The organism is Polynucleobacter sp. MWH-Braz-FAM2G (assembly GCF_018687635.1).
GTDB lineage: Bacteria > Pseudomonadota > Gammaproteobacteria > Burkholderiales > Burkholderiaceae > Polynucleobacter.
In genome coordinates, this window is sequence record NZ_CP061300.1 from 1,919,963 (window position 1) to 1,934,175 (window position 14,213).

Consider the following 14,213-nt stretch of genomic DNA (forward strand, 5'->3'; position numbering starts at 1 on the left):
TTAACAAGAATGCTCTTAGTAGCAAGTTGGTGCCTGTTCGCATACTCAGCAAGCGCAAATGATCGCCGCAGCACAATGCCACTTCCTTCGGCAGTTACCAGTAGCCTAGAGCGCAATCAAATACCTTTCGACACATTTAGCGCCGCTGTAGTGGAGATTGAACCAGGTCCCGCAGGGAAACATACGGCCAAAAAGGTTCTAGACTGGCGCGCTAACGATCCAATGAATCCAGCTTCAACAATGAAGCTACTTACTACGCTCTCTGGTCTAGATATATTGGGACCTCAATACCGTTGGCGCACGAATGTATATACCGATGGCCTCATTCGTCAAGGCACTCTCAAAGGCAATTTGTATTTACAGGGAACCGGCGATCCAAAGCTTGTTCCAGAAGAGCTGGCTAAGATGATGAAAGACCTTCAAGCCTTAGGTATACAAAAAATAGATGGAAACTTATTTTTTGATCGAAGTGCTTATGCGCCAAGTGTGATGGAACATAACACGATTGATGGTGAAGCCTTAAGAGCTTATAACTCTCCCCCAGACCCATTGCTTTATGCATTTAGAACGCTTTCATTTCAGCTAGGAAAATCACGAACCGCCGACTTCATTGATATTAGCTATTCCCCTGCACTCTCCCAGTTAAAAATATCAAATCAAATGCAGTTAGTAGACCGCTCATGCGATAACTGGAAAAGCAATATTCGTTTTAATTTGGATCCTGAGGGCATAAGCAATACCGACCAACCCCTCACTGCCCAATTTTCAGGCGCATTCCCAAGTTCCTGCAAGGGAGTGAACTTTAACGTCGTTGCCCTAGATGCAAATACTTTTTTAACTCAAGGATTTGCAGCCGCCTGGGAATTGGCTGGTGGCACCTGGACTCGGCCCCCAGTTGGCAAGAATGCAACCGTACCTTTGGCAGCAAGATTGCTCTTACAGTTTGAGGGCATTCGATTGGCAGATGATGTACTTGATATTAATAAGTACTCTAATAATGTGATGGCACGCCAACTTCTTCTCACATTAGCATTGGAGAAAATGGGAAAGCCAGCTACTACTGCCAATGGAGAGATGGTTATCCAGAGTTGGCTTAAACAAAATGGTTTGGAATTTCAGGGGCTTGTTATTGAAAACGGCTCAGGCTTATCTCGCAACGAGGCTATCTCAGCCAATCAGATGAACCAACTCTTGTTGACAGCTCGCAACCTACCCGTGGGCGATATTTTCTATAACAGCCTACCGATTGCCGGCACTGACGGCACTATGCGCAATCGCCTGATGACTCAATTACGAAAGTTCTTGCATCTAAAGAAAAAGCCTGAAGCTAGAATTAAAACGGGCTCGCTTGCAGATGTCAGGGCAATCTCGGGTTACGTGTTGAGTAAATCTGGCAAGATGTACGCAGTAACCTCATTCATTAACCACCCCAATGCTTGGAGAGGCTTAGAGGCCCATGATCAATTGCTCTCGTGGTTATTAGAGGATGGTCCAGAACCAAAACATGCGCGCTGAAGTCGATCTCTAACGCCATCCCATTCTTCACCAGCTGGTGGCTCAGGAAACAAAATTAAGTCCCAGCCCTGCTGATCCAAGTCACGTAAACATCGATACAAACGACTTGCAAAAACAGTACTATCGCTTGATACCTCCACCTCTTCAAAACGGGCGGATGGATGACCATCATGACTTAGAGAAGATTCGGAATCCCAAACCGCAACTGCAACCCGAGATTTAGTGTCAGGAAATTCACTTAATGCATCTAAGACACGACCTGATGCATATAAACGCAAAGGTGTAGTTGGCGCGTAATGGGCTTTGAGACTTCCAGATACCTTAGGAAGAACTTTCTCTTCGTTACTCGTTTTATTTTCTCCAGGTAGGTATACCTTTACGCCTGTCTTAGACAGAATCTCACCCGGAGTAATGGCGCCCGGCCTAAGAAGCACAGCCCCCTCACCAGAAGAGAAGTCAACAATCGTTGACTCAATCCCAACCTTGCAATCTCCACCGTCCAGCACCATCAAATCGAGCATACCTTCAAATTCTTCTCGAACATCAGCTGCACTAGTAGGTGAAACCTTGCCAAAACGATTGGCCGAAGGCGCTGCAACTGCACCTTTAAATTTACGCAATAGTTCTTTTGCTATTGGATGTGCAGGAGCGCGGATTGCCACTGTATCCTGCCCACCAGTCAGCTCATTTAAGACGCTTTTATCCTTTTTAAAAACAAGCGTAAGAGGTCCTGGCCAAAATTGATTAATCAGCTTTAAGGCATCTTCAGAAACATCTCGCGCCCAAGGAGCCAATAATGCAACCCAATCAATTTGCGTTTGATCAAATTTATCGGGAGCAGCCAAATGAACGATTAATGGGTGATTTGAAGGACGCCCTTTAGCGGCAAAGATTTTCTTAATAGCTTCAGGATTTCTAGCGTCAGCAGCCAAACCGTAAACAGTCTCAGTTGGTATGGCGACCAATCCACCATTTCGCAAGGTTTGAACCGCTTCATCAATCACTGCAGAAGAATGCAGTGGCGCACTATCGCTAGACATTTCTAGGGCTCAATACCTAATTCAGTAGCAACAGCTGCACAGTTCTGACGAGCTTCGTTCAACGCCTCACCAAGACAATTAATATGCCCCATCTTTCGACCAATACGCGGTGCGGATTTGCCATAAAGATGCAATTTGGCATCAGGGTGAGCCAGCACTTTATTCCAAGCTGGTTCACGAGCCTTATCTTCACTACCCTCAAACCAAAGATCGCCAAGAAGATTCAACATTGATACGGGTGCAAGTTGACGGGTATCACCCAAAGGCAGTCTAGCCATCGCCCTTACTTGCTGCTCAAACTGACTACTAACACAAGCATCCATGGTGTAGTGTCCGGAATTATGCGGGCGTGGCGCGATTTCATTGGCCACAATATCACCGCTCTTTAATACAAAAAATTCAACGCAAAGCACACCTACATAATCAATCTTTCGAATCAGCGCTTTTGCTGCATCAATAATTTTTTTCTCTTGAACTGGCTTGAGTGAGGGTGCAGGCACTGTTGAGGTGTGCAAAATTCCATTTCGATGAATATTCTGCGAGACTGGATAAGCCACCACCGCATCATCATAACCACGCACAACTAAAGCTGATACTTCAAAATCTAAATCCATGCGCTTTTCTAGAACACATGGCACGCGCCCAAACTCATTCCACGCTGTAGTTAATTCTTCTACGGTATAAACAGTTGCCTGACCTTTGCCGTCATAACCCATGCGAGCAGTTTTTAAAATTCCTGGGAAAAGCTCATCGGAGACATGGGCAATATCAGCATCATGCTCAATCACAAAGTTAGGTGCTGGACCTATATTCGTTTCTGATTTCCAGGTCGCTAAAAATTTTTTCTCGGCCACACGGTTTTGTGCCAAAGAGACACAACTACTACGGGGTGCCACAAAAACACCCAAGGCCTCTAATTCATCCAACGCTTGAGCCGGAACATTTTCAAATTCAGTGCTTACTGATGAGCACAACGCAGCCATTTCTTTTAATGCGGCACTATCCGTGTAATCAGCTTGAATGAATTTTTCAGCAATAGAGCCAGCAGGACTGTCTGATCCAGGATCTAAAACACAAACCTTATAACCCATAGCTTGCGCAGCTTGAGTAAACATACGACCCAATTGACCGCCACCTAAAATTCCTAAATACGAACCCGGCAAGATGGGTTCCAAACGATCGACCATCTAATTAATATCCCGGCAAATTCATAGAACGTGCTGTATCAGACTGCTTTGCACGGAAATCTTCTAATCGTTTAGATAAGGCAGCATCATGCAAGGCCAAACCCGCAATGACATGAAGAGCAGCATTAGCAGCACCCGCCTCGCCAATCGCAAATGTTGCAACCGGAATTCCTTTAGGCATTTGAACAATCGAATACAAAGAATCTTCACCGCGCAAATATTTACTAGCGACTGGAACGCCATAGACAGGAACAATTGTTTTTGAAGCGAGCATGCCCGGTAAATGAGCGGCACCGCCTGCGCCAGCGATAATTGCTTGTAGACCGTTAGCTTGGGCTTTTTCAGCATACTGAAACATGTCATCTGGCATACGATGGGCGGAGAGTACTTTAGCTTCGTGAGCAATGCCGAATTGTTCGAGCATTTGAGCCGCATGCTGCATGGTGTCCCAATCTGAATTGGATCCCATTACTATTCCGACGATTGGCTTTTTGCTCATTTACTCCTCCAAATACCCCAAAAATTAACTGCGAACTCCCAAGAGTAACTATTATCCCCGAGTTAGACTGCTTCGTTAAGCCTTCTCAGTAAGCCTATTCAAAGCTTCGCGATACTTTTGGGCAGTCTTTTCAATAACATCAGCGGGTAATTGCGGTGCCGGAGCCGTTTTAGGCCAAAGCTTGCCATTGACCATGGCTGTTTCCAGCCAATCACGCACAAATTGTTTGTCATAAGAAGGTGGGTTTGAGCCTACATAATATGTTTCTGCTGGCCAAAAGCGAGAGGAATCGGCGGTAAGAATTTCATCCATTAGGACCAATTCACCATTGGTATCCAAGCCAAACTCAAACTTAGTATCAGCAATAATGATTCCTCGGGTAGCAGCATATTCAGAGGCCTCTTTATACAGACGAATACTTACTTCCCGAATTTGATTGGCTAACTTCTCGCCAATTAAATCAACCACTTTTTCAAATGAAATATTTTCATCATGCTGACCAAATTCAGCTTTAGCTGCAGGTGTAAAAATTGGTTCGGGTAATTTTTGAGCGTTTTCCAAGCCGTCTGGCAAAGCAATCCCACAAACCCTGCCAGTTTCTTTGTAATCTTTCCAACCACTACCAGCCAAATAGCCACGCACAACCGCCTCTACCAAAATTGGTTTTAAGCGCTTAGCAACCACAGCACGACCTTTGACCTGATCTACCTCATCAGCAGCTACTACCGTCGCTGGATCAATACCAGTCAAATGATTTGGGATTACTGCCGCTAATTTATCGAACCAAAAATTGGCCATCTGATTCAGCACCACACCCTTTTCAGGAATAGGTTCACCCATCACAACATCAAATGCAGAGAGTCGGTCAGTTGTAATCATCAACAACTTGTCATCACCTAATGCATAAACATCTCGCACCTTACCTTTAGATAACAGTGGTAAAGACTTAATAGAGGTAGCGTACAAAGCGGGCATATTTAAATCACTTCACAATTTGAGTTAATTTACCGCTCTTATAAAGCTCAGCCATTTTTTCTAGGGGAATTGGTTTAATTTTGGATGCTTGGCCTGCAGATCCAAAAGCCTGGAAACGTGCAATACAAATCTTCTTTGCTGCTTCACGAGCCGGCTTTAAGTAGTCGCGTGGGTCAAACTTGCTGGGATTTTCAATAAAGTAACGACGAATCGCACCTGTCATAGCTAAACGAATATCTGTATCGATATTGATTTTGCGAACACCATTTTTAATTCCCTCTTGAATCTCTTCAACCGGCACACCGTAAGTCTCTTTCATATCGCCACCAAATTCACGAATCTCAGCGAGCAATTCTTGAGGAACACTGGAAGAACCATGCATCACTAAATGCGTATTGGGAATGCGCGCATGAATTTCTTTAATGCGATCGATCGCCAAGATATCGCCTGTAGGCTTTTTACTGAATTTGTACGCCCCGTGACTTGTACCAATAGCAATTGCTAAAGCATCGCACTGAGTCGCTTTCACAAAATCAGCTGCTTGTTCAACATCAGTCAACAATTGCTCGCGAGTCATCGTGCCATCAGCCCCATGACCATCTTCCTTATCACCCTTCATGGTTTCTAAAGAACCTAGCACCCCTAATTCAGCTTCAACCGTAACCCCAATAGAATGAGAAAACTTCACTACCTCCTTGGAAACATCCACGTTGTACTCGTAACTAGCTACGGTTTTGCCATCAGCTTCTAGTGAACCATCCATCATCACGCTAGTAAAACCGCTCTTAATCGCTGCCATGCAAACTGCAGGACTTTGACCATGATCTTGATGCATAACTACTGGAATATGTGGGTAAGCCTCAACAGCTGCAGAAATCAAATGACGCAAAAATGCTTCCCCAGCGTATTTACGAGCACCTGCTGAAGCTTGCATGATGACTGGGGAATCGGCTTCATTAGCCGCTTCCATAATTGCCGTTACTTGCTCTAAGTTATTTACATTAAATGCGGGCAGACCATAACCGTTTTCCGCCGCATGATCCAAGAGTTGTCTTAAAGATACTAAAGCCATGATGTTCTCTTATTAAATGTTGATTTTGGTTTATATAAATATGCTCTAAATACAGCTCTACTTCACATGCACAATTTTGAGAGTATTGGTGCCACCAGGTTCACCCATAGGCTCGCCAGAGGTCAGTACAACGGTATCGCCTTTTTTGACGGCGCCTGATTTTTTTAGGCAGGCTTCCACTTCTTGTAATGCGGTATCACGATCCTTGGTGTAGTCCAAACCAATTGGAGTGACATTGCGATAGGTGCTTAGTGCACGCTGGGTTGCTATCTTCGATGTCAAAGCGAAGATCGGCACGTGAATATTGTGACGACTCATCCAAATTGCTGTTGAGCCTGAATCGGTCAATGCAGCAATTGCATCCGCATTGAGATGGTGCGCTGTAAATAAAGCGCCTAAGGCAATCGTTTGATCAATACGAGTGAATGTTTTATCCATGAAGTCGGTATCGAGCTTCACGCGATCTGACTTTTCTGCTTCAACGCAAATCTCAGCCATCGCTTTAATGGTTTGCACCGGATACATACCTGCAGCAGATTCAGCGGACAACATTACTGCATCCGTACCATCCAATACAGCATTAGCCACGTCGCTCACTTCGGCACGAGTAGGGACTGGAGCATTAATCATGGACTCCATCATTTGCGTAGCAGTAATCGTAAATTTATCCGCTTCAAGCGCCCAAGCAATCATGCGTTTTTGCAAAGCGGGCACTGCCGCATTCCCAACTTCAATCGCCAAGTCACCCCGTGCGACCATAATCCCATCGCTTTCAGCAATAATACTTTTGAGCGCTTCTGGCTCAATTGCCTCTGCGCGCTCCACCTTAGCAATAGTTCTCACTTTGCCAACGCCATGCTTAGCACTCGCGGCATCAGCCAGCTTTCTGGCATAAGCCATATCAGCACCATCCTTGGGAAAGCTAATTGCCAAGAAATCTACCCCCATTGCAATTGCAGCATCCAAATCGGCAATATCTTTTTCAGTCAGAGCGGGAGCCGTTAAACCACCACCAGCACGATTGATTCCTTTGTTATTGGAAAGGGGTCCACCCTGCTCAACAATAGTAAAAATTTCACCACCTTTGACGCCATCGACGCGCAATACCACCAATCCATCGTTCAATAAAAGACGATCGCCTGGCTTTACATCGTTTGGCAGCTCTTTGTAATCAAGGCCAACACGATCTTGATTACCTAATTCACAGGCAACATCGAGGATAAATTTATCCCCCTCTTTAAGCTGAATTTTGTTATCAGCAAATTTACCTACCCGAATTTTGGGGCCCTGCAGGTCAGCCATAATGCCCACTTCTTTACCCGCCTCAGCAGAGATAGTGCGGACTAAATCATGGCGTGCTTTGTGGTCTGCGACTGTACCATGGGAAAAATTCATTCGGACCACATCAACACCAGCACGGATCATGTCACGCAAAACATCAGGCTTTTCAGAAGCTGGCCCTAAAGTTGCAATGATCTTGGTTGCTCTAAGCATATATTTAGTCTTTCGCCCTCTCGGCAAGCACTGCAAAGGCTGGCAAAGATTTGCCTTCTAAAAATTCAAGGAAGGCACCGCCACCAGTTGAGATGTAATCCACTTGATTTTCAATGCCGTACTTAGCGATAGCCGCCAATGTATCACCACCGCCAGCGATAGAAAACGCAGGTGAATGCGCAATTGCTGCCGCTAACATTTTCGTACCACCACCAAATTGATCAATTTCAAATACGCCCAATGGACCATTCCAAACAATCGTGCCTGCATGAGCAAGCATGATAGATAAACGCGCGGCAGTTTTAGGACCAATATCCAAAATCATGTCATCTTCAGCCACTTGATCTGAAGGCACACGATTTGCACGGGCTAATGGAGATAATTCATTTGCTACTACGACATCTTCTGGAATCGGCACATGGGCACCACGCTTTTCCATGATCTCCATGATTTCTCTAGCCTCATCGACTAAATCAGGCTCGGCAAGCGATTTTCCAATTGGCAAACCTTTAGCCAGCATGAAGGTATTAGCGATACCACCTCCAACAATTAGTTCATCTACCTTTTCGGATAAAGCTTTCAATATGGTGAGCTTAGACGAAACTTTCGAGCCTGCCACAATCGCCACTAAGGGACGCTTTGGACTAGCTAGTGCACGACTGAGGGCATCTAATTCAGCCGCCATTAATGGTCCAGCACAAGCAATCGGTGCAAATTTAGCTACGCCATTCGTGGTTGCCTCAGCACGATGCGCAGTTCCAAATGCATCATTCACATAAACATCACATAACGCAGCAATCTTTTTGGCCAAATCGTCGTTATTCTTTTTTTCGCCTACATTTAAACGACAGTTTTCTAACAGAACAACTTCGCCAGGCATCACCTCAAATCCGCCATCGACCCAATCGCTAATTAAAGGCACTTTACGACTAAGCAAAGCAGCAATACGATCAGCTACAGGAGCTAAGCTATCTTCCGGCTTAAATTGACCCTCAGTAGGGCGACCCAAATGCGAAGTCACCATTACAGCCGCTCCAGCGTCCAAACACATCTGCACCGCTGGCATGGATGCCCGAATACGAGTGTCCTCGGTAATATTTCCAGCATCGTCTTGAGGAACATTTAAGTCAGCGCGGATCAAAACCCGCTTACCCTTCAATTGACCTGATTGAGCTAATTCACTTAAACGCTTAACTTTAAATAAGGATTCCGGCATGAGTTTTAGGTAAATATGTAGGTTTATTGGGAGACCTCCATTCTAAATGCTCTAGCCTGCCCACCCCTGAAGATTCAAGCCAACAGACCACCCAGCCTGCTCTACAATAAGGACTAATGCGTTCTTGGCTAGAAAAGTTAAATCTGCCAGCCAAGTGACCAGCTAAAACCGTTTTTACAGATATTTAACAGATACAAAAGGTAAAGAAAATGTCGATGTCCGACCGCGATGGCTTTATTTGGACTGATGGGAAGCTAATTCCTTGGCGTGAGGCCAATATTCACGTGCTTACGCACAGTTTGCACTACGGAATGGGCGTATTTGAGGGCATTCGGGCCTATAAAACCCCCCAGGGAACGGCTATTTTCCGCCTTCCAGAACATGTAAAACGCCTATTTAACGGCACCAAAATCTTCCAAATGAGCATGCCATATAGCCAGGAGGAGATTACCAAGGGCATTATCGACGTCGTAAACAGCAATAAGCTTGAGGCCTGCTACATCCGCCCAATCATCTTTATTGGCTCTCAAAAGCTAGGCATCTCCCCAAAAGGGAATTCCATTCATACTTCTATCGCCGCTTGGGAATGGGGTGCTTATTTGGGTGAAGATGGCATCAATAAGGGTATTCGGGTTAAGACCTCCTCCTTTACCCGTCACTTTGTCAACTCTTCTCTAGTTCGCGCCAAGGCCTCTGGTTACTACATCAATTCTATTTTGGCTAATCAAGAAGTGACTGCCAATGGTTACGATGAAGCCTTATTGCTGGATACAGAGGGTTATGTTTCCGAAGGATCTGGAGAGAACGTCTTTATGGTGAGCAACGGCATTGTGTATACGCCGGATTTGGCCTCTTGTTTAGATGGCATTACCCGCAACTCTATTATTCAAATCGTAAAAGATTTGGGCCTTGAGTTGCGTGAAAAGCGCATTACTCGAGATGAAATCTATTCTGCTGATGAAGCGTTTTTTACCGGTACAGCTGCTGAAGTGACCCCTATCCGCGAGTTGGACGACCGCACCATTGGTGACGGCAAGCGTGGCCCAATTACAGAAAAAATTCAGAAAACGTATTTTGATGCTGTATATGGGCGCAATGATAAATACAAATCTTGGCTCACATACGTGAAGTAATTTCAGCGATCAGGAACAGCATATGACTCAAGCACAAGCAACCATGGTGGATGGCAAGGATTTACCTTTGCACTGTCCTACCAATCAAACTCCAGCATGGAACTCTCACCCACGAGTCTTCCTAGACATTACCAAAACCGGTGAAGCTAAGTGCCCGTATTGTGGCGCAGAGTACAAACTTATTCCCGGCACTGAACCACACGGTCACTAAGTCCATCAGCGTCTTCATAAAGACGCTGAATCGGCAAACATTACATGAACGGTATTTTGATTGTCGCTCCCAATTGGATTGGGGATGCCGTAATGACTCAGCCTTTACTGGCAAGCCTTAAGCAGCAATTTCCAGAAGCAAATATAGATGTACTTGCCAGTACTTGGGTGGCACCCATTTATCGCGCCTGCCCTGAAGTTTCAGAAGTTATCGAAGCAAAATTTGAGCACAAACAACTGCAATGGGGTTTACGCAAGCAACTAGCTAAAGAGTTATCAGCAAAAAAATATCAGGTCTGCTTTGTATTACCCAATAGCTTCAAGTCAGCTCTGATCCCATGGCTGGCTAATATTCCTCTACGCATAGGTTATCGTGGTGAGCTACGTTTTGGACTCATTAATCTATCCCTAGATAACCCAAGCAAAATTAATCGCCCACCCATGGTGGAACACTATCTTGCATTAAGCAAGCTACTAAATAGCGAACTAGCAACAACGGCAGACAACCCTTCACCTAAATTGTGCATCTCTGCAACAGCAAAACTTTCTGTTCTGAATAAATTTAATGACGTCAATTTTGATCCCACCAATACATACGTCATGTGCCCTGGAGCAGAGTATGGCCCAACAAAACGCTGGCCAATAAGTCACTTTGCTGAGTTAGCCAATAAATTAGTAACCCTCAATCCAGACGCCCAAATAATTCTCTTAGGGGGAAAAGCTGATCATGAGCTTGCTGAAGAAATTTGCGCAAAGGCCCATAAAGATAGCAAGATTCACAATTGGTGCGGCAACACAACTCTTGATGAGGCAATTGCCCTGATTGGCATGTGCAAAGCGGTTATTAGCAATGACTCTGGGTTAATGCATATCGCAGCAGCACTGCAAACACCCCAAGTCGCTATATTTGGGTCAAGTGATCCAGCCCATACACCTCCACTATCAAACAAGGCAAAAGTGCTTTGGTTAAATCTACCATGCAGCCCCTGCCATAAAAAAGTGTGTCCGTTAGGTCATTTAAATTGCTTAAATGACATTCTCCCTGACCAAGTATTCACTACACTCAAGACATTGCAGTCATAACTCAGGAAACGTAAGCCATGTCCAAACTTGCCAGACTCTTTCACAACGCTGATGATGTCGTTGATGCTTGGCGAGATGCCCTACGACATCGAGATGTTCAAGGAGCATTAGATATTTGGTTAGATGATGACTCTATCACCTGCGTTCTTCCTGAGGGTCATCGCTTAACCGGACATGCAGAAATCCGTGAGGGTTTAGAAAGACTTCTTAGTAAGCAAGCTTTATTTTTAGAGCCAATTGCTTGTATTAGCCACTCCATATTAGGAGCTGCTATATATGACACTACAGAAGCAGTTCATTTCAGAGCCGATCAAATCGAAGCTGAATTCTTTCTCAATATCACCTTGGTTCTTCTGCAGGATAGCGCTGGTTGGCGGATAGCCCATTTACATGCGAGTCACTCTACGGAAGAAACATTCGATTCTCCTTTAACACCGCACGGTCTTCACTAAATACCATGGATGATCAAGTGCTGCGGTCGCTAATGAAGTGGCCAAATGTGCCTGACTGTTTTGGCTGGCTCGCTCTAGACCGACGTGGGCAATGGCGTATGCGTGATGAATTCACGCAGCAAAACAATCTACCAGGTCAAGTTATTCAACACAGTGTTTTAAGTGAATTTATTTCACGCAACTATGCATGCGATACACGCGGAAGGTATTTCTTCCAAAACGGTCCTCAGCGTGTTTTCATTACTTTGGATGCAACACCTTGGATTGTTCGCATACACCCTAGCAAAGCGGGACATGAGCTGATTACACAATGCCATCATTCAATTGAACCTTGCGGTGCTTTAAGCGATGAAAACGGAAATATTTATATCCTTGGCGAAGCGAACCAAACTATTTATGAGGAAGCAAAGGATAGTCAATTTATCAAAAAAATTATGCTGACAATTGCTTTATTGCATGATCACGATCTTGATCATTTTTCTGAGCTTGCCAAGTTACATGAAGAGGCCTGTAGCTTTGGAGGATCATGGAATTGGAATGGAAAACGACTCTCTCTTGACCCCGTCCACTCTGGAGGGCTCTCCACGCGCTTTCACTTTATTAAAAAACCAACCGCTTAACCAGGGGCTTGCTTGCCCTGCTCCTTGAGCTCCTCTTGATATTGTCTTTGCATCTCACGTAGACGAGCATCAATACTGGATCCTTGATAAAAATCAGCGCCGCCAGCTGAGCGAGCAATACGAAGCTGCTCAATTGCCGAAGGCCAAGCCCCTTCCAATGCATACTTTTCGCCAAGAGCGTAGTGGCGCATAGGCACATTATTCGCTTGATCATAGGCCTTGGAAAGTAAAGACCACCAGACGATTTCATTCGGCTGAGATTTGGTACGAGATTTCAACCAATTAATTGCATCATTAGTGCGCCCGAGCTTAAGATCAGCACTAATCATGGCAGCGCCTGCCGCATAAGATTGTGGATAAGCTCGAAGTGAGGCTTGAGCAATTTGTAACGCCTCTTCACCTTTACCTTTGGCCAAAGCTAATTCAGATGCGGTGATATCTAATGCAAGGCTTTGCTTTTGATTAAGCAAATCAGATGCAACTCCCTTTTGAACAATATTACGAGCCTGCTGTAAATCAGACTCTGCTTGATCTATTTTTCCTTGACGTTGCGCTATTAGGGCCAAGCCATAAAAGCCTTCAAGCTGCTTTCCTATTGGCTGCTGCTTACTCAAGCTGTCAAATGTATTTTTTAAGTCATACATCCCGCTGGAACTACCAGATTGTTCCATGCGCGCCCGAGCTTTTATAAAATAGAACTCTGGGGATATTGTTAAATTGCCTTTGACAACCGTCCGTGCCCTATCTTGCATATCGGCAATCCGGTCAGTAGTTAACGGGTGGGTACGGACATAACCTGGAACCCCTTTATCCATAATTCCCGTTGCTTTTTGCAAACGCTGAAAAAAGCCAGGTGCGCCATTCACATCGTATCCACTAGCATTCAAAATCTGAAAGCCAATACGATCAGCTTCGCGCTCTGCATCTCGGGAGTATGACAGTTGATTATTAACAGCAAGGGCTTGACCACCTTGCATCAATCCAGCTGCTGCCGATGGATTGCGCGAAGCAGCTAGAGCCCCTAAAACCATTCCAGCTAAGGCAAGCATCATATTAGTGGTTTGTTTGTCCATTTGACGAGCAAGATGGCGTTGCAAGACGTGACCTGTTTCATGCCCCATGACTGAAGCTACTTCAGAATCACTTTCAGCACTCACTAGTAAACCAGTATGGAACCCGATAAATCCTCCGGGTAACGCAAATGCGTTAATACTGCTATCCCTTACAGCAAATACTTCAAAGTTATACGCACCACTTCCTTGTTCATTCGCACCGCCCAATTGCAATTTCTTTGCAGCTTGTAATAAACGACGCTCCATCTGATTTAAAAAATCATAGATGAGCAAATCATTTGAATAGTCAGCGTCTGGACGTATTTGACGCATGATCATCTCGCCATATTTACGTTCATCGAGTCTTGTTAAAACGTCTCCTCCAGGATCCCCCATATCGGGCAAGACAATAGTTGGCTGACTTTGCATTGAACTGCGAGTTGGTGCATTAGCAGGACGCGCGTCAGGTGACTGCATCGCCCGGCCAATATTTTGAAGAGCCGCTGAATTTCCCTCCACGGAGACATCCCCAACAGGTGAAGCGGAATACACCGGAAATCCAGAGCAAGCTAAAGCCAACATCAACTGAACTGTCAAAATACGGCGCAAAAGTGAGGTTTTTGTGACTGGCTTTATTTCTTGCATCTCTATATGGTAAAACTTAT

14 protein-coding genes are annotated in these 14,213 nt (G+C 45.1%); 6 read left to right on the forward strand and 8 right to left on the reverse strand.

Translation table 11 applies throughout. From position 1 onward, the window contains the following. Window positions 1-9: 9 nt before the first annotated feature. Window positions 10-1,515 (forward strand): D-alanyl-D-alanine carboxypeptidase/D-alanyl-D-alanine-endopeptidase, encoded by a 1,506-nt coding sequence (gene dacB / locus FD973_RS09685; protein ID WP_215323284.1) that lies wholly within the window; start codon window positions 10-12, stop codon window positions 1,513-1,515. Here dacB and FD973_RS09690 read toward each other — a convergent pair. From FD973_RS09690 to FD973_RS09720, 7 genes are all read right to left on the reverse strand, one after another. Next, entirely contained in the window at window positions 1,461-2,555 is a 1,095-nt protein-coding gene (locus FD973_RS09690; protein WP_215323286.1) for an L-threonylcarbamoyladenylate synthase, read from the reverse strand. The genes dacB and FD973_RS09690 overlap by 55 nt on opposite strands. A 2-nt stretch (window positions 2,556-2,557) precedes the next feature. Next, a complete protein-coding gene (locus FD973_RS09695) occupies window positions 2,558-3,742 on the reverse strand; it encodes a 5-(carboxyamino)imidazole ribonucleotide synthase (protein ID WP_215323289.1) in 1,185 nt (394 codons plus the stop codon). Between the two features lie 4 nt (window positions 3,743-3,746). Then, complete coding sequence (gene purE, locus FD973_RS09700; RefSeq protein WP_215323290.1) at window positions 3,747-4,241, reverse strand: 5-(carboxyamino)imidazole ribonucleotide mutase; 495 nt, start codon at window positions 4,239-4,241, stop codon at window positions 3,747-3,749. A gap of 75 nt (window positions 4,242-4,316) precedes the next feature. Further along, window positions 4,317-5,216, reverse strand: a complete 900-nt coding sequence (locus FD973_RS09705) for a phosphoribosylaminoimidazolesuccinocarboxamide synthase (protein WP_215323292.1) — start codon at window positions 5,214-5,216, stop codon at window positions 4,317-4,319. A 7-nt stretch (window positions 5,217-5,223) separates the two neighbouring features. Beyond that, window positions 5,224-6,288, reverse strand: a complete 1,065-nt coding sequence (fba, locus tag FD973_RS09710; RefSeq protein WP_215323294.1) for a class II fructose-bisphosphate aldolase — start codon at window positions 6,286-6,288, stop codon at window positions 5,224-5,226. A gap of 57 nt (window positions 6,289-6,345) precedes the next feature. Next, window positions 6,346-7,782 (reverse strand): pyruvate kinase, encoded by a 1,437-nt coding sequence (gene pyk / locus FD973_RS09715; protein ID WP_215323295.1) that lies wholly within the window; start codon window positions 7,780-7,782, stop codon window positions 6,346-6,348. 4 nt (window positions 7,783-7,786) lie between these two features. After that, a complete protein-coding gene (locus FD973_RS09720; protein ID WP_215323296.1) occupies window positions 7,787-8,998 on the reverse strand; it encodes a phosphoglycerate kinase in 1,212 nt (403 codons plus the stop codon). Between the two features lie 209 nt (window positions 8,999-9,207). Here FD973_RS09720 and FD973_RS09725 point away from each other — a divergent pair, with 209 nt between their 5' ends. From FD973_RS09725 to FD973_RS09745, 5 genes are read left to right on the forward strand one after another with little or no spacing between them, the layout of a single operon-like run. Continuing rightward, window positions 9,208-10,131 carry a branched-chain amino acid transaminase gene (locus tag FD973_RS09725; RefSeq protein WP_215323298.1) on the forward strand — a complete coding sequence of 308 codons (924 nt, stop codon included), beginning with the start codon at window positions 9,208-9,210 and terminating at the stop codon, window positions 10,129-10,131. 22 nt (window positions 10,132-10,153) lie between these two features. Continuing rightward, window positions 10,154-10,342 (forward strand): zinc-finger domain-containing protein, encoded by a 189-nt coding sequence (locus tag FD973_RS09730; RefSeq protein WP_215323299.1) that lies wholly within the window; start codon window positions 10,154-10,156, stop codon window positions 10,340-10,342. Window positions 10,343-10,386: 44 nt separating this feature from the next. Next, window positions 10,387-11,424: a lipopolysaccharide heptosyltransferase II gene (gene waaF, locus FD973_RS09735; RefSeq protein ID WP_215323300.1), complete on the forward strand. Its 1,038-nt coding sequence runs from the start codon at window positions 10,387-10,389 to the stop codon at window positions 11,422-11,424. Between the two features lie 17 nt (window positions 11,425-11,441). Next, the gene (locus tag FD973_RS09740) at window positions 11,442-11,876 is read left to right on the forward strand and encodes a nuclear transport factor 2 family protein (RefSeq protein ID WP_215323301.1); all 435 of its coding nucleotides are present in this window, start codon (window positions 11,442-11,444) and stop codon (window positions 11,874-11,876) included. 5 nt (window positions 11,877-11,881) lie between these two features. Beyond that, window positions 11,882-12,496, forward strand: coding sequence for a DUF2946 family protein (locus FD973_RS09745; protein ID WP_215323305.1), 615 nt, complete (start codon window positions 11,882-11,884; stop codon window positions 12,494-12,496). Here the strand turns inward: FD973_RS09745 and FD973_RS09750 are convergent. Further along, complete coding sequence (locus tag FD973_RS09750; RefSeq protein WP_215323308.1) at window positions 12,493-14,193, reverse strand: M48 family metalloprotease; 1,701 nt, start codon at window positions 14,191-14,193, stop codon at window positions 12,493-12,495. The genes FD973_RS09745 and FD973_RS09750 overlap by 4 nt on opposite strands. Between the last annotated feature and the right edge of the window lie 20 nt (window positions 14,194-14,213).